The following is a 19728-nucleotide window of genomic DNA, read 5'->3' as shown; positions in this document are numbered from 1 at the left end:
CGATGATGCCTCACCGCGCCGGACATCCGCCCCCGGCCATCAGTGTTGTGACAGTCCGCTCATCACTCTGTAGCGGTGGCCACGAGTGTGGTGATGCCCTGGGCGCGCAGCGTCTCGCGTGCCGCGGGCGACAGGCCCTCGTCCGTCACGATCGACTCGAACTCGCTCAGTGCCGCCACCCGGTACATGCCGAAGGTGCCGTACTTGGCGGACCCGGTCAGCAGCACCGACCGCGAAGCGCTCGCCATCGCCGCCTGCTTGACCTCCACCTTCGCGGAGGACGGCGTGGTCACCCCGCGCTGCAGGTCCCACGAACTGGTGGAGACGAAGGCGATGTCCAGCGCCAGCTGCGTCAGCGTCTGCGCGGCGAGCCGCCCCACGGTGGAGCGGTTGGCGTGCTCTATGCGGCCGCCGGTGTGGATGACCTCCACGTCCGGGTTGCCCATCAGGGCGTTGGCCGTGGTGAAGTCGTTGGTCACCACCGTCATGCCCTGGCGCCGCACGATGTACGGGACCAGGGCCTGACAGGTGGTGCCGGCGTCCAGGTACACGGTGGTCCCGTCCTGGAGGAGTTCGCCGGCGCGGGCGGCGATGGCGAGCTTCGCCGGCTGGTCCATGGTCGACTTGTCGATGAAGCTCGGCTCATGATGCAACTGCCCGGCGATGCGTACCCCGCCCGGCACCGACACGGCGCGCCCCTGCCGCTCCAGCGCGGCGATGTCGCGCCGTACCGTCATGTGGGAGACCCCGAGCAGCTCGGTCAGCTGGTGCACGCTGAGCACCGAGTGCCCGCGCAGCAGCTTGATCAGCAGCTCCCGGCGCTGATCCGGGATCAACGGAGTGTCCGCGGAGCCGGGGGACCCTTCTGACGACACCGTGGTGCCTCCTTGTGCCTGTCGGTCTTTCCGTGGGCCGGCCCGGCCGGCCGGCAGAGGTCTGCCGGCCGGTCCGCCGCCGGAGGGCTCAGATGACGCCGACCCCGTACAGGACGTACACAATCGCGAAGCCGGTCACCCCGGACAGGGCCGAGGCCACACCGATGGAGCGGATGCCCTGGCCGACCGTCATGTTGGACAGGGTGGTGGTGACCCAGAAGCCCGAGGAGTTGGCGTGCTTCATGATCTGCGCTCCGGTGCCGCACGCCAAGTAGATGGCGAGCGCGGAGATGCCCAGGCCCTCGGCGAGCGGTTCCATGATCGCGGCGGCGGTCATCACGCCGAGGATATTCGAACCGGTGATGGTGCAGATGGCCGCGGCCACCAGGAACGGCACGATGATGGGGGACAGGCCCCAGTCCTGGATCATCTCGGCGACGGAGTCCGCCACTTCGGTGTCCCGGATGATGGTGGCCAGCGCGCCGCCGACACCGGTGAGGGCGAGCGGCATGGCGGCCAGCTTCAGACCGGCCTCGAACAGGTCGTTCAGGGTCTCCTTGCTCGACCAGCGGCGGCCGAACAGCGGCAGCGCGGCCAGACAGCCGATGAACAGGGCTATGACCGGCTCACCCACGAAGGCCAGCACGCCGCCGACGGCGTTGTCCGCCTCGAACAGGTCGACCACGAACGAGCTGGACATGATCAGCACGATCGGCAGGAAGATCGGGACCAGCGACATCCACAGCGGGGGCAGGTCGCGCTCGGTCTCGCCGTCCGCGTCGGTACCGGAACCGCCCAGGGACAGCCGGGGCTTGCCGCTGCCGTCACCCGCGCCCGCACCGGCACCCGCGAGGTGGTCGGTGAACTCCGGCTTGGGGTCGACGTGCGTCTTGATGGTCAGCAGGTAGATCGTGGCGACGATGATGCCGGGGATGGCCACGACCAGGCCCCACAGCGTCGCCTCACCCAGGTCCACGCCCAGCAGCGAGGTGGCGGCCAGCGGGCCGGGGCCCGGCGGAACCAGCGAGGTCATCACGTAGGCGCCGATGTACAGGATCGGGCCAAGGCGCATCATGGACATCTTCGACTGGTACGCGATGGCCGAGACCACCGGGATCAGCATCAGCACGACGGTGTCGGCGATCAGCGGGATACCGACGACCGTCGAGGCCAGCGCGATGGCCCACGGCACCTTCTTGCCCGAGAACAGGCTCAGCGCCGCCTTGGTGATCCGCAGTGCCGCGCCGCTCAGCTCCAGCATCTTCCCCAGCACACAGCCGAAGATGACCAGCAGACCCACACTGGCCAGGGTGTTGCCGAAGCCGGTGGTGACCAGCTCGATCGTCTTGGCGCCGCCCATGCCGAGCACCAGGCCCAGCGAGGTGACGATGATGAACAAGGTGGCCACCGGGTGGACCTTGAACTTGGCGATCAGCAGCACCAGCGCCGCGATCGCCGCGCCGAACGCGAAGAGCGTGTAGGCGTCGGACATGGCGAACCTCTTTGTTTCATGGCCGCGTCACTGCGGCCGTCCTGGGGAGGGGAGAGCGTGGGGGAGTCAGGGGGTGGTGGTGGGGGTGGTGGGGTACGCGTCGCGCCCGGCGTTCCAGGCGGCGAGCAGGTCGGGGTCGTAGCCGCTCACGTCGTCGAGGGTGAGCAGCGAACCGGCCGTCACGTCCCGTACGAGGGTGGCGTGCGCGGCCAGGTACAGCGGCGCGGTGTCGGCCGGGGCGTCGGCGGCGGGCAGCAGCACCGGCGCGACACCCGTCACCTCGTGGTGGTGGCCGCCCATGGTCAGCACGGTGCCGGCGCTCAGGTCCTCGGTCGCGCGCCCGGCGAGCACGGCGTGCTGGGCGGGGGAGGGTGAGCCGGCGGGGATGCCGCGCAGCACGGCGTCCCGCAGGGTGGTCGGGGTCTCGACACCCATCAGGTGGTACGGGAGGTAGATGCAGGCGTAGCGGCCGTCGCGGCTGACGACGTGTCCCTTCTGCCGCAGCAGCTCCCAGGTGACGGTGTCGTGGGTACGCACCACGACGAACACGCCGCCGGCGAAGCTGGCCTCCTCGGGCAGCCGCAGCACGCTGAAGACGTCCACGACGCCCGGCCGGGTGACGACGCCGCCGTGCTCGCGCAGGGCGTAGATGTCGGCGAGTTCGGCGGTACGGGCCACCGGGTAGTGCATCGTCTCGACATCGGGGGTGAAGCCGGTGCTGGTGGCGACGACGGACATCTCGCAGTAGTCGGCGGCGGCGCTGCGCTTGAGGCCGGCGACGGCCTCGGCGCGGGCGGCCAGGGTGGCGCGGACGCCTTCGGGGCTCTCCCGGTCCAGCTTCAGCAGGCCGCCGAGGGCCGGGGCGTCGATGGTCTCGTCGAGCTGGGTGACGGTGCCGCGCTCGGGGTCGAAGACGAGGTCGTACTCGCCGGACTTGCCGATGGCGACGATCTCAAGACCCAGGCCGTCGGCCCAGGAGAAGAGCTGGATGAGGTTGGCGGGCTGGTCGCCGGTGGCGGTGGTGTAGACGAGACCGCTGTCGGCGGCGAGGGAGGCGAGTTCGATGCCGCTGACGGAGTCGACCTCCTTGCTGACCATCGCCACGTGGTGGCCGCCGGTCAGCGCGGTGCGCGCGGCGCGGTACCCCACGGCCGGGTTGCCGGTGGCCTCGACGAGGATGTCGTAGGCGGCGCCGGCCAGCAGGGAGACGTCCGCGATCACGGCGGTGCGCCCCGCGGCGCGGGCGGCCTCGATGCCGGCCCGGTCGGTGGCGACGGTGAGGGAGCCGGGTCCCTCGGCGGGGAAGCCCAGCTCGGCGGCGAGCGCCAGTACCCCTTCGGTGTCGAGGTCGCACAGTACGGCCGGCTCGACGTCCGGGGTGAACCGGGTCTGGGCCAGCAGCGTACGGGCGAAGCCGCCGCGCGCGCCCGTCAGTGCGTACGTGACGGTTTCCCGCGTCCCGTGCGGCTCGGCGTTCATGGTGCCCTCCTGGCGCTGGTGCTGCTGTTTCCGCTGCGTCGGCGGGTGAATCGGATGAACCCGCCTATGGAGCGCGAACGTAACGCCAATTAACATGAGCGTCAACTGTAGTACCATAAATTCACAGATTGGCGCGGGAGGATCACGCGCCTCTCGCCTGGATACGTAGGAACGGCGTAACGGACGGTGACGACGCATGGCGGCAGGACAGGTCAGATGGGGCGGCGTGGCCGATGACTTCACCGGTGCCACCGACCTCGCCACCAACTGGGTCGCCCGAGGGCTGCGCACCAGCGTGACCCTGGGTGTCCCCAGCGACGAGCAGCTCGCGGATCTGCGGCTCGCCGGGATGGACGCGGTCGTGGTCGCGCTCAAGACGCGCACCGCACCGGTGGCGGACGCGGTACGGCAGTCGGTGGCGGCGCTCGATGCCCTGCGGCGGCTGGGCTGCGAGCGCTTCTACGACAAGTACTGCTCCACCTTCGACTCCACCCCGGCCGGCAACATCGGCCCGGTGGCCGACGCACTGGCGGCGGAACTCGGCGCGGACAAGGTGGTCGTGGTGCCGTCCTTCCCGGCCACCGGGCGCACGGTCTACCAGGGGCATCTGTTCGTCGGCGGACAACTGCTGAGCGAGAGCTCGATGCGGCACCACCCGCTGACCCCGATGACCGATTCGGACGTGGCCGCGCTGCTGCGCCCGCAGACCGCCCACCGGGTGGCGACCGTGCCGCTCCAGACGGTCCGCGCCGGAGCGGCGGCCCTGCGCGCGGCGATCGACGCGGCGGAGGGCACCTACGTGGTCGTCGACGCCCTGGACGAGAGCGACCTCGCGATCATCGCCGAGGTCACCTCAGGGGACCCGCTGGTGACCGGCGGCTCGGGCCTCGCACTGGGACTGCCCGCGGTGGCGGACGCGCCCGCCACCGACGCGATGCCGGTGGCTGCTGGACACCGCGCGGTCCTGGCCGGCAGCGCCTCCTCCGCGACCCGCGGCCAGATCGCCGACGCCCGGGAGAAGCTGGCGCACCGCAAGCTGGACCTGGCCGCGCTGCGGGCCGACCTGCCCGGCGAGGTCGCCCGGCTGACCGCCTGGGCGCGCGAGCGCTGGAGCTGGGCCCCCGGCGAGCCGGTCCTGGTGTACGCGGTGGACTCCCTCGACGACCTGGAGAAGGCACCGCCCGCGGGCGAACGTCCGGCCTCCGAGGTCGTGGAGGAGGCGCTGGCCGGCTGCGCCACCGCCTTCGCCGAGGCCGGCGCCCGGCAGTTCCTGGTGGCCGGCGGCGAGACCTCGGGCAGCGTGGTGCAGGCACTGGACGTGCAGCGCCTGGAGCTGGGCCCGTCGCTGGCGCCCGGCGTCTCGTGGGCGCACGGCACGGCGGCCGACGGCCGCGCGTACAACCTCGCCCTGAAGTCGGGCAACTTCGGCCACCGCGACATCTTCACGGCGGGCTGGCAGGCCCTTGCGTAACACACGGACCGAACGGGAGCTGGAACCGGATATGAGCAGCGACGCACGCCACGAACTCGTCGCGGCGGGGCGTGAGCTCACCGCCGCCGGGCTGAGCCCGGGCGCCTCGGGCAATCTGAGCGTCCGGATCGGCGACCGCATCTACATCACCCCGACCGGCGCCCGGCTGGACGCGCTGGACCCCGAGGGCCTCGCCGTCCTGGACGCGGGCGCCCCGGTGGACACCCCGCTGGAGCAGGCCCTGCTGGAAGGGCCGCGGCCCTCCAAGGAGTTCCCGCTGCACCTGGCGCTCTACCACCGTGACCCGGAGGCGACGGCGGTGGTGCACCTGCACAGCGCGCACGCCGCCGCGTACTCGTGCCTGCCACCCTGGTCGGACCGGAGCGCGGTGCCGCCGCTGACCCCGTACTTCGTGATGCGGGTCGGGCAGACCCCGCTGCTGCCGTACGCGGAGCCGGGCGATGTGCCGCAGGCCGTGCTGCTGCGCGAGCTGGACTTCCCGTTCCGGGCGGCGCTGCTCCAGAACCACGGCCCGGTCACCTCGGGCACCACGATGGCGGCGGCGGCCGACGCCGCGATAGAGCTGGAGGAGACCGCCCACCTGCTCCTCCTGCTGAACGGCCGCACCCCCCGCCTGCTGACCGACGCCGAGGCCACCAGCCTGGCGGAGCGCTACGGCACCCCGTGGCAGCCGGGCGGCGGCCCGGCGTGACCCGCACCCGGTGGCGGTGAGAACGGCCGCTGCCACCGGACCCGACAGCCCCCGGCCCTTTCGGCCGGGGGCTGTCGGCGTGCCAGGACCGGCCGCGCCGGCCGGGATGGATCAGGTACGCCGTGCCGGTGCCGGTCGGGGCCTGCCCAGGCGCACCGTCCTCGTCTCCTCGGTGAAGGAGTCGAACGACAGGTGCCAGCTGTCGGCGTCCGGCCAGTGGTAGGTGACGGCGCCCTCCGCCGGGCGGTAGTGGGCGCTGTAGACGGTGCCGAAGCCCTGCGCGTATCCGTCCTTGTGCAGCGGCGGGCGCAGCAGCGCCGCCACATCGGGCCCCGCGGCGCGCAGGGCGGCCAGCCGTTCCCGGCTGCGCCGCGCCCGCTGCGCCTCCTCCGCCTCTTCCCCGTCCTCCGGCACCGTCTCGGACTGGTGGTTGGCGGCGCAGGCGTCGGGCGCCTCGGTCATGGGAATGTCCGGGCCGAGATACACGGTGACGGAGCGGGTGGCGTCCACCAGGGTGAGGTTCTGCGGGATGCAGACGGGGACGGTGCGCAGCCGTGCGAGCGCCTGGTCCACGGACGTACAGGTCTCCAGCAGCCAGCGGATCACCAGCACCACGGCGAAGCCCGGCCCGTGAACCTTGCGCCCGCCGAAGGTGAGGGAGATGGCGAGACCGGCGTCGTTCATGCCGTCCAACAGGCCCCAGCCGCCCTCCTGGGTACCGATGACGGGGCGCAGCAGATGCGAGCGGACGAAGCTGCCCTCGACCCCGTCCGGCGCGAAGTCATAGGTGCGCAGGAGTTCGCCGCCGCTGCCGATCTGGGTGCAGCCGGACCAGAAGGGGCGGACGGCGGCCAGGGTGAGAAACGTCCCGGCGTGCGGGATGTCCTCCAACTGGGCGGTCAGCCGGCGCAGGGCGGGCAGCAGCTCCGGCAGGTGGGTCGCGAACAGCCGGCGGGCGGCGCGGGCACCCTCGTCGGTGCGGCCCTCGGCGGTCAGCCAGTCGGCGACCACGGCAGGCGGGTAGGTCGCGCGTATCACGGCGGCCCAGCGGCCGTCGTCCCCGGCGCCGACATCGACGGCCCGGAACGTCTTCCTCGGGGTGGTCTCCATGGGCCGCAACGTACTGAATTCCACCGGGAATCCGCGAGCCACGGTTACCTCCGGTCGCTGAGCGAACCCGCCCGGCCGGCGGGGGGACTTCACACCACAGGGCCGGCCGGGCGGGTTCTTCCCCCTACCGTTCCGTGGTGGTCCGTGGATGTTCCACCGGGGTCGGGGCGGGGGTGTCGGAGGGCGGCGCCGCGCGGGCGGCCCGCCGGGCCCGGTCCATCGCCCGCCACTGGGGGAGCAGACCGGGCAGGAGGGTGGTGATCGCGTACAGGATGCCACCGGTGACGAGCGCGGGTGCCAGTCCGATGGCTCCGATGGCGGCGCCGGCGGCCAGACCGCCGAACGGGATGCCGGACCACGCGAGCGAGCTGACCAGACCCTGGACGCGGCCCAGATGGGTGCGCGGGCTCCGTTCGAAGATCAGCGCGCTGATGATCGGATTGAGGAAGCCGCCCCCCAGGCCGCTGACGGCGAAGACCGCCAGCACCACCCACGGCGACGCGTCGGCCGCCAGGACGAGGAAGCGCGGAGCGCCCGCGATGAGGAAGCCGATGATGTAGACCGGCAGCCGGGGCAGCCGGTGGGCGAGGGCCGCCGCGGTCAGGCTGCCGGCCATGGCGGTGATCCCGGCGGCGGTGCCGAGCAGCCCGACCACCTCCGGTCCGTGCCCCGCTCCCCGCGCCCACACGGGCAGCAGCACTGACATGAAGGCCGCGTCCAGCAGGTTGGTGACCGCCACCATGAGGGCGAGGGACAGCAGCAGCGGATCGCGCCGCAGCACCGTGAAGCCCTGTGCGAAGCGCCGCCAGTAGCCGTCCTCTTCGCTCTCGCCGCTCGCCGGGTCGGGCCGGGCCGGTGCGCCCATGCCGCGCGGCAGGAACACGGCGATGATCAGCGAACCCAGTGCGAAACAGCCCGCGATGACGGTCAGCGAGGGCACCGGGCCGATGGCCGCCACCAGCAGGCCGGCCAGGCCGGGTCCGATGGTGGAGGCGAGGCGTTCGGTGGTGCCCGCCAGTCCGGTGGCGCGTTCCATCGGGATTCGGCAGCGTTCGGCGGCCTCCGGCACCAGCACCATCTTCGCCAGGTCGCCCGGCCCCCGGCTGGCCCCGATCAGCGCCACCAGGCCGAGCAGTACCGGAAAGGACAGGGCCCCGGCGGCGTACAGGATCGGGATGAGCAGCGCGGGTACCGCGCTGGCCAGGTCCATGGTCCAGGAGATCCGCCGGGGCCCGATCCGGTCGACGACCGGCCCGGCCAGTCCCTTGAGCACGACGTAGGGCGCCATCTCGAAGAGCGCGACCAGCCCCGTCTGCACGGCGCTGCCGGTGCTGGTGAGCACGAACCAGGGCAGGGCGAGGGTGGAGATCTTGGTGCCGGTCTGGGCCACCGCGAGCGCGCCGAGCACCCCGGCCAGCGGGCGGAGGCTCCGGCGCTCCTCCACACCCTTCATCGTTCGTCCTCGTTCTGGTCAAGCTCTCGCCCGTCGGAGTCAAAAGATCCCTCAAGGTCGGGCAAAACATGCAGCACGACTTGGACCCGTTCGGCACGCTCGGGCGCCTCTTCTGGGCCCGTGGCGGACGCCGGACGGTAGCGCGCGACGACCTCGTCCAGCTCGTTGCGCAGCTGCCGTGCCTCCTGCGGGGTGAGCCGCAGCAGCCGGTCGCCGAGACCGAGCGTCTCGCGCCATTCGCGCGGCATGGTGACCATCTCGTTGAGCGTGCTCTGCGTGGCCTGGGCGTGGGCGACGGCCACCGACTGGAGGAAGGCGAGGGTCGCCTCCGGCTCCTGTTCGCGCAGGGTCCGGTCGCCGAAGGAGGTGAGCCGGTGGACCGAGCGCCACCAGCGTTCCCGGGCGTTTCCGCGCTCCTCGTCCTCCTCCACGAAGCCCGCTGCGGACAGCTGCCGCAGGTGGTAGCTGGTGGCTCCCGAGGTGAGCCCGAGCCGCGCGGCGAGCAGGGTCGCGGTGGAGGGCCCGTTGCGCCGCAGCAGACCGAGCAACTGCACCCGTACGGGGTGGGCGAGGGCGCGCAGACCCTTGGCGTCGAGGACGACGACATCGCGGTCGTCGTGGGGGGCGTACGGGCTCTTCGGGTCGGTCATGAGCACCACTCTAGAACTGCAAAGAGGCTTTTGCAAAGAAGTCTTTCCAAAGAGTTTTGGGCAATCGGCGTGGCTATTCTCGGCTCCGACACTGCCGCTGTGAAGGGCGCGACACACTCATGGGCACCAAACGAACCCCGCTGCCGGGCGTGGGCGTTCAATACGACATCAGCACCCGGGACGGACGCCACGTATCCGTCGTCGCCCACGAGGACGGCCGCCGCTTCCTGGGGTTCTACGACCCCCAGGACCCCGACTCCTGCCAGTGCACCGTGCCGCTGGACGCCGAGGAGGCCGCCAAACTGGCCTCCCTCATCGCGCCGGACAGCACCAGCCCCTCCCTCGCCCCCGGCGAGATCGGCCTGGACCTGATCACCGAACGCATCGCCATCGGCCCGGACTCGCCCTACCGGGGCCGCCCGCTCGGCGACACCCGAGCACGCACCCGCACCGGCGCCTCCATAGTCGCCGTGCTGCGCAGGACCGGCGCCCACCCGTCGCCCGGTCCCGACTACCGACTTGAGGCAGGGGACACGCTGCTGGTCGTGGGCACCCGCGAGGGTGTCTCCGACCTCGCCGACATCATCGCTGGGGGATAAACGCGTATGCACGAAACCACCACCATGCTCATCGAGCTGGGCGCGGTCGTGTTCGGGCTCGGCATCGTCGGGCGCCTGGCCGGCCGCCTCGGGCTCTCCCCCATCCCGCTCTATCTCATCGGCGGACTGGCCTTCGGCTCCGGCGGCCTGCTGCCGCTCACCACCACCGAGGGCTTCATCGAAATCGGCGCCGAGATCGGCGTCATCCTGCTCCTGCTGATGCTCGGCCTGGAGTACAGCCCCTCCGAACTCGTCGACAGCCTGAAGACCCAGTACCCCTCGGGCATCGTCGACTTCGTGCTGAACGCCACCCCCGGCGCGGTCGCGGGTCTGCTGCTGGGTTGGGGCCCGGTCGGCGCCACCGCCCTGGCCGGCGTCACGTACATCTCCTCCTCCGGCGTCATCGCCAAGGTCCTCACCGACCTCGGCCGCCTCGGCAACCGCGAGACCCCCGTCATCCTCGGCATCCTCGTCATCGAGGACCTCACGATGGCGGCCTACCTCCCGCTGCTCACCGCCATGCTGGCCGGCGTCGGCCTGGCCGGCGGCAGCCTCACCCTGCTGATCGCCCTCGGTACGGCCGCCACCGCGCTGTACGTGGCCCTGCGGCACGGCCGGTTCATCTCCAAGGCGGTCTCCTCCGACAACCCCGAGATGCTGCTGCTGGTCGTCCTCGGCCTGACCCTGCTGGTGGCCGGCTTCGCCCAGCAGCTGAAGGTCTCCGCCGCCGTCGGCGCCTTCCTCGTCGGCATCGCCCTGTCCGGCGAGGTCGCCCACAACACCCGCCAGCTGTTCACCCCGCTGCGCGACCTCTTCGCCGCCGTCTTCTTCGTCTTCTTCGGCCTGTCGACCGTGCCCGGCGACATCCCGCCGGTGCTGGTCCCCGCGCTGCTGCTCGCCGTCGTCACGACCATCACCAAGATCGCGACCGGCTGGTACGCGGCCAAGCGCGCCGGCATCGGGCCGCGCGGCCGGCTGCGGGCCGGCGGCGCCCTGGTGGCCAGGGGAGAGTTCTCCATCGTCATAGCGGGACTGGCCAGCGGCGTCGAACCACGCATCGCGCCGATCGCCACCGCGTACGTCCTGATCCTGGTCATCGTGGGCCCGTTCGCCACCCGCTGGGCCCAGCCGGTCGGCATGAAGGTCCTGGAATGGCGGGCCGGCCGCCGCGCCGCGACCGGGGCGAATCCCGTCACCGGACCCGCCCTGGAAGCCACCGACCCCCAGGGCGCCCCCTCCTGAACCGGGCCGCCCGCGCACTCCCACCCCCGCGCGGGCGGCCCCTCACTCTTCGTACGGATGTCCGGGCGACTCCCGTCCGCCCAGCGCAACGCCCCTGCCATGCCTCCGGGCAGCGACGGGACGGCACCCGGGCCGCGGCGACGGGCCTAGCCTTCGAGGGTGGAATGCCCCGGCTGCAACGCCCCCCAGGGGATGTCCGCCATCACCACCCGGGGCGGCGTGTACTGCTTCCCGTGCCTCACCTGTGAGCAGGTGGCCATCGTCGCCCCGGACGGCGGCTTCGCCTTCGCCACCGCGCAGCCCTGCCGCACCCCAGGCTGCGACGGCTCGACCGGCCTGTCCTACCGCTACATACACAGCGGCGTCTTCGACCGCGCCGTGCTCGAACCCTGCGACCAGTGCTACGGCGGCGACCGCACCCAGCAGTGGCCCACCCGCGTCCGGGCCCACTGACCCCACCGCATCAACCCCTCCGGCCCGCCCCCGGCCCCTGCGGACGGATCCCCTGCCTCCCGTCACATGGTCCACCGGTACGTACGCCCGTTGGGAGCCGTGTACGACATGGCCTGCGACGTGGCCGAGGCCACGACGGTGAACCACTCGCGCCGTGGCCGGTTGAGGGCATGCCACAAGGCGTGGGCGTCCTCGACACGCGCCCAGAGATCATGGACGCCCGCCGTCGTGACGGTGTTGCCGCGGACTCGGGTGTACGAGCCGTCCGCCGGATCGTCAAGGGCGGTGGTCTCCGGCCCGTCCCCGGTTTCCACGGTACGGACCGCGGTCGGCGGCAGATGAAGCTGTGCGAAAAAGGAGAAGGTCCAGTCGTCCAGCACCTTCCCGCTGAGCCGGGTCGGCCGGTCCTCTCCTGTCAGGGACGGATCGGGCAGCCGGGGCTCAGGGCCACTGATCAACGGCATGAAGGCTGCGGGTGTGTGCATCACGCGCCCGGCCAGCGTGCCATCGCCGAGCTTCGTGAGCCGCGCCACCATGCCGCCGGCGAGGGTGCCCCTGAGCGGCACCACCAGGAGTCCTCCTGTTCGCAGTTGGCCGATCCAGGCAGGCGGGACGCGCCAGACGGAGCAGGTCGCGATGATCCGCTCGTACGGGGCGCACTCCGCTACTCCGGCCGCCCCGTCGCCCAGCACCACGGTCGGTCCCGGGCCGGGGCCAAGTGTGGAGCGCAGCCGTTCCCTGGCCACGTCGACGAGTTTCGCCGAACGGTCGACCGTGGTGACAAGACGCGGCTGCGTGAGCCGTGACAGCGGTGCGGCGTTGTACCCGACCCCGTGCCGATCTCCAGGACCCGCGACCCCGGGACGACGTCGAGCGCGTCCAGCATGTCCGCCATCAGGCTCGGCGCGGTGGAAGAAGATGTCGGCACCCCTGGGCCGGAGCCGCCAGCGCGGCGGCGACCAGCGTGTCGTACCCCGCAGTGACCACATCGGGAGGCTAGAAACAGCCGCCGGACCCGGAAAGTGATAAATACGCCGCCGCCCGATCCTTCAGCTGTCCGTGTGCCCGCATGATCGCCATGTGCAGTTGGACAAGATGAGTCGAAGTAGACTTGTACGCATGACGGAGAATGGACCGCTGGCCAAACCGGAACACGTGATCGACAGAGACCGTGAGTGGCGGCTGCTCGTGGATTTTGTCGCGGACCCCGATCCGGCGATGCGGCTCGGGATCGTTTCAGGACGGCGGCGGCACGGGAAGTCGTATCTCCTGCAAGCCTTGTGCGAGCAGGTGGGCGGCCTGTACGTGACCGCTGTCCGGGAGGAGGGTCGGGTTCCCTCGATCCAGCGGTTCGGCGACGCGATCGCCGCTCATGCCGGGCTGCGGCCGGGGAGCCTGCGGCTGACCGACTGGCGTGACGTTCTGACCAATGCTCTTGAAATGACCACCCGTTCGCCCTACCCGCTGCTGGTGATCGATGAGCTGCCGTACCTGCTCCAGCACTCGCCCGAGGTGCCAGGACTGCTCCAGCAGCTCTACGACGAGTGGCAGCGCGGTACGCGGCTCACGGGGCCGGGCCCGCGGCTTATTCTGTGCGGGTCCGCGATGAGTGTCATGCATGAGCTGCTGTCGGGGACGAAGCCGTTGCGCGGCCGGGCCGTGATCGATCTGCGGCTCGGGGCGTTCGGCTACCGGGAAAGCCGTGACTTCTGGCAGATCAAGGACCCGCTGACCGCCCTGAAGGTGCACGCCGTCCTGGGCGGCGCGCCCGGATACCGGCCGGTCGCCGCCCGCCCGCAGCCCGATGACGGCTTCGGGGCCTGGCTTGCCGGGACACTCCTCGACCCGGGCCGTGCGGTGTACTCGCGTACCGAGACCGAGTATCTCTTGCGGGAGGATCCGCGGATCACGCAGCACACTCTGTACTACGACATCCTCACGGCGATCGCCCAGGGCGCCACCACGCCCACCAAGATCGGTGCCGCCCTTGAACGTCCGCGTAATGCCGTGTCCCATCCGCTGGGCGTGCTGGAATCCACCGGGTACATCCGGCGGGAACAGGACATCCTTCGTCCCCGGCATCCGGTCATCACCCTGGTCGATCCGGTGATTCGTTTCAACCAGCTCATCACGCTGCCGCAGGTCGCCGCCGTGGAACAGGGGCTGGCCGAGCAGGTGTGGGAGGCGTCCGCCCCCACGTTCAACTCCAAGATCCTGGGGCCGCACTTCGAGGAGCTGGCCCGTGAGTTCACCAGCCGCTACGCTCACGCCCTGCTTCCCGGCGGGCTGCCCGGCCCCGTGGGAACCACCGTGGTCGCCGACCCCCGCTCCCGGACGTCCCACGAGGTCGATGTCGTCGCCCTAGCGGCAGGTGAACGTCCGCAGGCGGCCCGGGCCCGGGTCGCTCTCCTCGGTGAGGCGAAGGCGACCGCCGCCCGCCGGGGCACCGGCGATCTGGAACGGCTGGAGCGCATCCGTGACCTGCTCACCGGTCAGGGCCACGACACCTCCCGCACCACCCTGGCCCTCTACTCCCTGCACGGCTTCTATCCGGATCTGGTGGAGCTGGCCGCTCGCCGTGCTGACGTGGCCCTGTTCGACCTCTCTGCCTTGTACGGGAGTTGACCTCACAGGCGGCCGTGGGCCGCCTCCTCGTGGGTGACGATGTACACGTCGAGGTAGTCGCCCGAGCCCTCCACGATCGAGGTGCCCACGCCTTTGCCGGCCAGCAGCGACTTCACCCGGCCCCGGCGGCTGGCGCCGATCACGATCTGTGTCGCGTTCACCCCCCGGGCGAACTCCAGGACCGCCTGCGCCGGATCGTCGCTCGTCACCAGCTCGAAGGTGCCGCCCAGGCGCTCCACCAGCGCCCGCTGGCGGGTGATCGTCTCGCTGGGAGGCTCGCGCAGCCCGTCGTCCCGGCGCACGTGGATGACCAGCAGTTCGCCGCCCGCCCCGCGCGCCGCGATGCGGTTGCCCCGGCGGATCAAGGTGGTGCCCTCGGGCCCGCCGGACAGCGCCACCACCACGCGCTCGCGCGTCGCCCACGGCGTCTGGATGCCCTGCTCACCCCGGTACCGCTGCAACGCCTCCTCCACCCGGTCCGCCACCCACAGCAGGGCCAGTTCGCGCAGCGCCGTCAGGTTGCCCTCCCGGAAGTAGTGGGTGAGCGCGTCGGCGACCTTCTGCCGGGGATAGATGTCGCCGTACTCCATGCGGCGGCGCAGGGCCTGCGCCGACAGATCGACGAGTTCGATCTGGTCCGCCCCGCGCACCACCTCGTCCGGGACGGTCTCGCGCTGGGTGACGCCGGTGATGTTCTCCACCACCTCGTTCAGGGACTCCAGATGCTGGATGTTGACGGTGGACACCACATGGACGCCGGCCCGCAGGAGTTCCTCGATGTCCTGCCAGCGCTTGGCGTTGCGGCTGCCCGGGACGTTGGTGTGGGCCAGCTCGTCCACCAGCGCCACCTCGGGGCGGCGCGCCAGCACCGCGTCCAGGTCCATCTCGGTGAACCGCGCGCCCCGGTAGGTCATCTCCCGCCGGGGCACGGTCTCCAGCCCCTCGGCCATCCTGCGGGTGGGTTCGCGGCCGTGGTCCTCCATGAAGCCGATGACCACGTCGCCGCCGAGCGCGGCGCGCCGCCGGCCGTCCGCCAGCATGTCGTAGGTCTTGCCCACCCCCGGGGCCGCCCCCAGGAAGACGCGCAGCGTGCCACGGGACACCGTTCCCTCACCCGGCCTTCGCGGCCAGGGCCAGGTTCAGCCGCAGCACGTTGACCCGCTCCTGCCCCAGGAAGCCCAGGGTGCGGCCCTGTACGTGGGTGTCGACCAGCTCGCGCACCTGCTGTTCCGTCAGTCCGTGCGCCCTGGCCACCCGGGTCACCTGCTGGCGGGCGTACTGCGGGGAGATGTGCGGATCGAGGCCGCTGGCCGACCCGGTCAGCGGGTCCGGGGGCACCTCGTCCGCCGGTACGTGCTCGGCGCGCGCGACCGAGGACCGCCGCAGCCGTACCTCCGCGAGCAGCCGCGCGCTGCTGGGGCCCAGGTTGCTGCCGCCGGTGGCCAGCGGGTCGTAGCCGCCCGGGCGGGGGTGGAACCACAGCGGGCCCCTGAAGTCCTGGCCGATCAGGGAGGATCCGACGACGCGGCCCCCGGCGTGCACGAGGGAGCCGTTGGCCCGGTCGTGGAACGCGGTCTGGGCGACGCCCCAGATGACCACGGGGTACGCCAGCCCGCACAGCACGGTCATCAGCAGCAGGATCCGCAGGCCCGCGGCGGCCTGGCGCAGTACCGACAGCACCACGGCGCTCAGCCCCCCAGGCCGGGGATCGGGGAGATCAGCAGGTCGATCAGCTTGATGCCGATGAACGGGGTGACCAGCCCGCCCGCCCCGTACAGCGCCAGGTTGCGGCGCAGCAGCTTCGAGGCGCCCGCCGGGCGGTAGGCGACGCCGCGCAGGGCGAGGGGGATGAGGGCGACGATGATCAGGGCGTTGAAGACGACGGCGGACAGGATCGCCGACTCGGGGGAGTGCAGCGCCATGATGTTGAGGTGCCGCAGCCCCGGGTACAGCGCGGTGAACATGGCCGGGATGATCGCGAAGTACTTCGCCACGTCGTTGGCGATGGAGAAGGTGGTCAGGGCTCCCCGGGTGATGAGGAGCTGCTTGCCGATCTCGACGATCTCGATGAGTTTGGTGGGGTTGGAGTCGAGGTCGACCATGTTCCCGGCTTCCTTGGCGGCGTTGGTGCCCGCGTTCATGGCGACGCCCACGTCGGCCTGGGCCAGGGCCGGGGCGTCGTTCGTCCCGTCGCCGGTCATGGCCACCAGCCGGCCGTCCGACTGTTCCTGCCGGATCAGGGCCATCTTGTCCTCGGGGGTGGCCTCGGCCAGGAAGTGGTCGACGCCCGCCTCGTGGGCGATGGCCCGGGCTGTGGCGGGGTTGTCGCCGGTGATCATGACGGTGCGGATGCCCATCCGGCGCAGTTCGGCGAAGCGCTTCCTGATGCCCGCCTTGATGATGTCCTTCAGCCGGACCACGCCCAGCACCCGGGCCGGGACCCCGGGGGCGGGCCGTTCGGCGACGACCAGCGGGGTGCCGCCGCTCGCGCTGATGGCGTCCACCAGCGGGCCGATCTCGTTGATGGAGGTGCCGCCGTTCTCCCGCACCCACTTGATGACGGCGGTGGCCGCGCCCTTGCGGACCATCCGGCCGTCGTCCAGGTCCACGCCCGACATCCGGGTACTGGCGGAGAACGGGACGAAGCGGGCGCCGGTCACCTGGCCCTCCTCGCGGGCGCGCAGCCCGTGCCGTTCCTTGGCGAGGACGACGATGGAGCGGCCCTCGGGGGTCTCGTCGGCGAGCGAGGCCAGCTGGGCGGCGTCCGCCAGTTCGGCCTCGCCGACGCGTGGCACCGGCACGAACTCGGTGGCCTGCCGGTTCCCCAGGGTGATGGTGCCGGTCTTGTCCAGCAGCAGGGTGTTGACGTCCCCGGCGGCCTCCACCGCGCGCCCGGAGACGGCCAGCACGTTGTGCTGCACCAGCCGGTCCATGCCGGCGATGCCGATGGCGGACAGCAGCGCGCCGATGGTGGTGGGGATGAGGCAGACCAGCAGCGCCACGAGCACGACCACCGTCTGCTGCCGGCCGGAGTAGGCGGCGGCCGGCTGGAGGGCGGTGACGGACAGCAGGAAGACGAGGGTGAGCGCGGCGAGCAGCAGGGACAGCGCGATCTCGTTCGGGGTCTTCTGCCGGGCCGCGCCCTCCACCAGGGCGATCATCCGGTCCAGGAAGCTCTCGCCCGGTTTGGCGGTGATCCGTACCACGATCCGGTCCGAGAGCACCTGGGTGCCGCCGGTCGCCGCCGACCGGTCGCCGCCCGATTCCCGGATGACCGGGGCCGATTCGCCGGTGATGGCGGACTCGTCGACGCTGGCGATGCCCTCGACCACCTCGCCGTCGCCCGGCACCGTCTGGCCGGCCTCGACCACCACCAGGTCCCCGACGCACAGCCGCACACCGGGGACCTCCTCCTCGCGGCCGTCGCCGTCCGGGATCAGCCGCCGGGCCACGGTCTCCCGCTTGGCCCGGCGCAGCGCCGCCGCCTGGGCCCGGCCGCGCCCCTCGGCGACGGCCTCGGCGAGGTTCGCGAACAGGACGGTCACCCACAGCCAGATCGCCACCGCGACGGCGAAGAACCCGGGGGAGGCGGCGGCGAGCACGGTGCTCAGGAGCGCCCCGACCCACACCACGAACATCACCGGGGTACGGACCATGTGGCGCGGGTGCAGCTTGCGCAGCGCGGCCGGGAGCGAGGTGAGGAGCTGGCGGGGGCTGAAGGCCCCGGTGGGCGCCTTGCCGCCGGCCGCCTTCATCGCAGCCCCTCGGCCAGCGGGCCCAGGGCCAGCATGGGGAAGAACGTCAGTCCGGCCACCACCACGACCACCGCGACCAGCAGGCCGGTGAACAGCGGGGTGTGGGTGGGCAGGGTGCCCGTCCCGGTGGGGGTGCGGTGCTGGGCGGCGAGCGTCCCGGCCAGCGCCAGCACCAGCACCATCGGCACAAAACGGCCCATCAGCATCACGAGCCCCAGGGTGGTGGTGAAGAAGGTGGTGTCCGCGCCGAGCCCGGCGAACGCGCTGCCGTTGCCGTTCCCGGCCGAGGCGTACGCGTACAGCACCTCGCTCAGCCCGTGCGGCGGGCCCGCCAGGATCCTGGCGCGCGGCTCGGGGAACGCCAGCGCCAGGGCGGTGCCCGTCAGCACCGCGAACGGCATCGCCAGGACGTACAGCGCCAGCAGCGTGATCTCCCGCTGCCGCAGCTTCTTCCCCAGGTACTCCGGAGTCCGCCCCACCATCAGCCCGGCCAGGAACACCGCCAGCATCGCCAGCACCAGCATCCCGTACAGGCCCACGCCCACCCCGCCCGGCGCGACCTCGCCCAGCAGCATGTTCAGCAGCAGCATCCCGCCGCCCAGCGGGGTGAAGCTCTCGTGCGCCGCGTCCACAGACCCGGTCGAGGTGGTGGTCGTGGCGTTGGCGTACAGGGCGCTGTTCCACACCCCGAACCGCCACTCCTTGCCCTCCGTCGCCGCGCCCACCGCCTGCGGCACGTCCCCGTGGTGCGTCGCCTCCGCCGTGGTGACGGCGGCGAGCCCGACCGCCCACAGCGCGGTCATCGCCGCCAGCACCGCCCAGCCGTGCCGGGGCGAGCCGGTCATCCGCCCGAAGGTGCGCGGCAGCGCGGAGGGGATCAGCAGGAGCAGGAAGATCTGGAAGAAGTTGGTGAACGGGTTGGGGTTCTCGTAGGGGTGCGCCGCGTTGGCGTTGTAGTAGCCGCCGCCGTTGCCGCCCAGCAGCTTGATGGCCTCCTGGGAGGCGACGGGGCCGCCGGTCAGCGCCTGCCGGTCCCCGCCCAGGGTGATGATCTCGCGTACCCCGTGGAAGTTCTGCACCACCCCGGCCGCCGCCATGACGAGCGCGGCGAGCACCGCCAGCGGCAGCAGCACGCGCACCGTGCCGCGGACCAGGTCCACCCAGAAGTTGCCGAGCCGGTCGGTGCGGGAGCGGGCGAAGCCGCGGATCAGCGCCACCGCGACGGCCAGGCCCACGGCCGCCGACAGGAAGTTCTGCACGGCCAGGCCCGCCATCTGCGCCAGCGGCCCGAGCGTCGTCTCGCCCGCGTACCACTGCCAGTCGGTGTTGCTGACGAAGGAGACGGCGGTGTTGAAGGCGCCGGAGGGGTGCACCCCCGCGTGGCCCTGGGCCAGCGGCAGCACCCCTTGGAGCCGCAGAAAGGCGTACAGGAACAGGGCCGAGACGGCGGAGAAGGCGAGCAGAGACAGTGCGTACGCCGTCCACCGCTGGTCGGCGCGCGGGTCGACGCGGGCGATCCGGTACAGCAGCCGCTCGACGCCCAGGTGCCGCTCGCCGGTGTAGACGCGCGCCAGGTAGTCGCCGAGCGGGACGTGGACGAGGGCGAGCAGCGCCACCAGCGCGGCGATGGTGAGCAGGCCGGCGGTGGCGTCGTTCATCAGAAGCGCTCCGGGAAGAGCAGCACCCAGAGCAGGTACAGCAGCAGTGCGCCGCAGGAGCCGAGGCCGAGGATGTTCTCCCAGCTCACCGGCGATCCACCCCCTTCACGATCAGCACCAGAACCGTGAAGCACCCGATCGTCAGCGCGATGAA

The 19728-nt window shown here is 71.8% G+C and carries 17 protein-coding genes and 1 pseudogene; 6 read left to right on the top strand and 12 right to left on the bottom strand.

What is annotated here, in order from left to right; genetic code table 11:
• Positions 1 to 62 precede the first annotated feature (62 nt).
• The 3 genes from ACTFAP_RS07255 to ACTFAP_RS07245 all read right to left on the bottom strand — a co-directional run bounded on the left by ACTFAP_RS07255 (position 63) and on the right by ACTFAP_RS07245 (position 3846).
• Complete coding sequence (locus ACTFAP_RS07255) at positions 63 to 875, bottom strand: DeoR family transcriptional regulator (RefSeq protein ID WP_495683907.1); 813 nt, start codon at positions 873 to 875, stop codon at positions 63 to 65.
• 88 nt (positions 876 to 963) lie between these two features.
• Entirely contained in the window at positions 964 to 2367 is a 1404-nt protein-coding gene (locus ACTFAP_RS07250) for a GntT/GntP/DsdX family permease (RefSeq protein ID WP_495683906.1), read from the bottom strand.
• Positions 2368 to 2433: 66 nt separating this feature from the next.
• Entirely contained in the window at positions 2434 to 3846 is a 1413-nt protein-coding gene (locus ACTFAP_RS07245) for a homoserine dehydrogenase (RefSeq protein ID WP_500468529.1), read from the bottom strand.
• Positions 3847 to 4042: 196 nt separating this feature from the next.
• On the opposite strand from ACTFAP_RS07245, the gene otnK reads away from it, so the two are divergent.
• Positions 4043 to 5317, top strand: a complete 1275-nt coding sequence (gene otnK, locus ACTFAP_RS07240; protein WP_495683904.1) for a 3-oxo-tetronate kinase — start codon at positions 4043 to 4045, stop codon at positions 5315 to 5317.
• A gap of 31 nt (positions 5318 to 5348) precedes the next feature.
• Positions 5349 to 6029: a class II aldolase/adducin family protein gene (locus ACTFAP_RS07235; protein ID WP_500468528.1), complete on the top strand. Its 681-nt coding sequence runs from the start codon at positions 5349 to 5351 to the stop codon at positions 6027 to 6029.
• A 111-nt stretch (positions 6030 to 6140) separates the two neighbouring features.
• On the opposite strand, the gene ACTFAP_RS07230 is transcribed toward ACTFAP_RS07235, so the two are convergent.
• The 3 genes from ACTFAP_RS07230 to ACTFAP_RS07220 all read right to left on the bottom strand — a co-directional run bounded on the left by ACTFAP_RS07230 (position 6141) and on the right by ACTFAP_RS07220 (position 9242).
• Entirely contained in the window at positions 6141 to 7139 is a 999-nt protein-coding gene (locus ACTFAP_RS07230) for a C45 family autoproteolytic acyltransferase/hydrolase (protein WP_500468527.1), read from the bottom strand.
• Between the two features lie 124 nt (positions 7140 to 7263).
• Entirely contained in the window at positions 7264 to 8592 is a 1329-nt protein-coding gene (locus ACTFAP_RS07225) for an MFS transporter (RefSeq protein WP_500468526.1), read from the bottom strand.
• The gene (locus ACTFAP_RS07220) at positions 8589 to 9242 is read right to left on the bottom strand and encodes a helix-turn-helix domain-containing protein (protein WP_495683900.1); all 654 of its coding nucleotides are present in this window, start codon (positions 9240 to 9242) and stop codon (positions 8589 to 8591) included. The genes ACTFAP_RS07225 and ACTFAP_RS07220 overlap by 4 nt, the downstream gene beginning before the upstream one ends.
• A 119-nt stretch (positions 9243 to 9361) precedes the next feature.
• Here ACTFAP_RS07220 and ACTFAP_RS07215 point away from each other — a divergent pair, with 119 nt between their 5' ends.
• The 3 genes from ACTFAP_RS07215 to ACTFAP_RS07205 all read left to right on the top strand — a co-directional run bounded on the left by ACTFAP_RS07215 (position 9362) and on the right by ACTFAP_RS07205 (position 11536).
• The gene (locus ACTFAP_RS07215; protein ID WP_400009573.1) at positions 9362 to 9841 is read left to right on the top strand and encodes a cation:proton antiporter regulatory subunit; all 480 of its coding nucleotides are present in this window, start codon (positions 9362 to 9364) and stop codon (positions 9839 to 9841) included.
• 6 nt (positions 9842 to 9847) lie between these two features.
• Positions 9848 to 11083, top strand: a complete 1236-nt coding sequence (locus ACTFAP_RS07210; protein ID WP_500468525.1) for a cation:proton antiporter — start codon at positions 9848 to 9850, stop codon at positions 11081 to 11083.
• A gap of 159 nt (positions 11084 to 11242) precedes the next feature.
• Entirely contained in the window at positions 11243 to 11536 is a 294-nt protein-coding gene (locus ACTFAP_RS07205) for a hypothetical protein (protein WP_148236076.1), read from the top strand.
• A 62-nt stretch (positions 11537 to 11598) separates the two neighbouring features.
• Here the strand turns inward: ACTFAP_RS07205 and ACTFAP_RS07200 are convergent.
• Positions 11599 to 12422: pseudogene (locus ACTFAP_RS07200) on the bottom strand (methyltransferase domain-containing protein).
• A 233-nt stretch (positions 12423 to 12655) separates the two neighbouring features.
• On the opposite strand from ACTFAP_RS07200, the gene ACTFAP_RS07195 reads away from it, so the two are divergent.
• Positions 12656 to 14161, top strand: coding sequence for an AAA family ATPase (locus tag ACTFAP_RS07195; protein WP_500468524.1), 1506 nt, complete (start codon positions 12656 to 12658; stop codon positions 14159 to 14161).
• Between the two features lie 2 nt (positions 14162 to 14163).
• On the opposite strand, the gene ACTFAP_RS07190 is transcribed toward ACTFAP_RS07195, so the two are convergent.
• From ACTFAP_RS07190 to ACTFAP_RS07170, 5 genes are read right to left on the bottom strand one after another with little or no spacing between them, the layout of a single operon-like run.
• Positions 14164 to 15264: a universal stress protein gene (locus ACTFAP_RS07190; RefSeq protein WP_500468523.1), complete on the bottom strand. Its 1101-nt coding sequence runs from the start codon at positions 15262 to 15264 to the stop codon at positions 14164 to 14166.
• A 7-nt stretch (positions 15265 to 15271) separates the two neighbouring features.
• On the bottom strand, positions 15272 to 15853 hold the full coding sequence (gene kdpC, locus ACTFAP_RS07185) for a potassium-transporting ATPase subunit KdpC (RefSeq protein ID WP_500469424.1): 582 nt from the start codon (positions 15851 to 15853) through the stop codon (positions 15272 to 15274).
• Positions 15850 to 17916 carry a potassium-transporting ATPase subunit KdpB gene (gene kdpB, locus ACTFAP_RS07180; protein ID WP_500468522.1) on the bottom strand — a complete coding sequence of 689 codons (2067 nt, stop codon included), beginning with the start codon at positions 17914 to 17916 and terminating at the stop codon, positions 15850 to 15852. Before kdpB ends, kdpC begins: the two co-directional genes overlap by 4 nt.
• Complete coding sequence (kdpA, locus tag ACTFAP_RS07175) at positions 17913 to 19574, bottom strand: potassium-transporting ATPase subunit KdpA (protein ID WP_500468521.1); 1662 nt, start codon at positions 19572 to 19574, stop codon at positions 17913 to 17915. Before kdpA ends, kdpB begins: the two co-directional genes overlap by 4 nt.
• Positions 19574 to 19663: a potassium-transporting ATPase subunit F gene (locus ACTFAP_RS07170; RefSeq protein WP_495683895.1), complete on the bottom strand. Its 90-nt coding sequence runs from the start codon at positions 19661 to 19663 to the stop codon at positions 19574 to 19576. Before ACTFAP_RS07170 ends, kdpA begins: the two co-directional genes overlap by 1 nt.
• Positions 19664 to 19728: the final 65 nt, after the last annotated feature.

The organism is Streptomyces sp. PH9007 (genome assembly GCF_059813725.1).
This window is presented reverse-complemented; position numbering and strand designations above follow the sequence as displayed.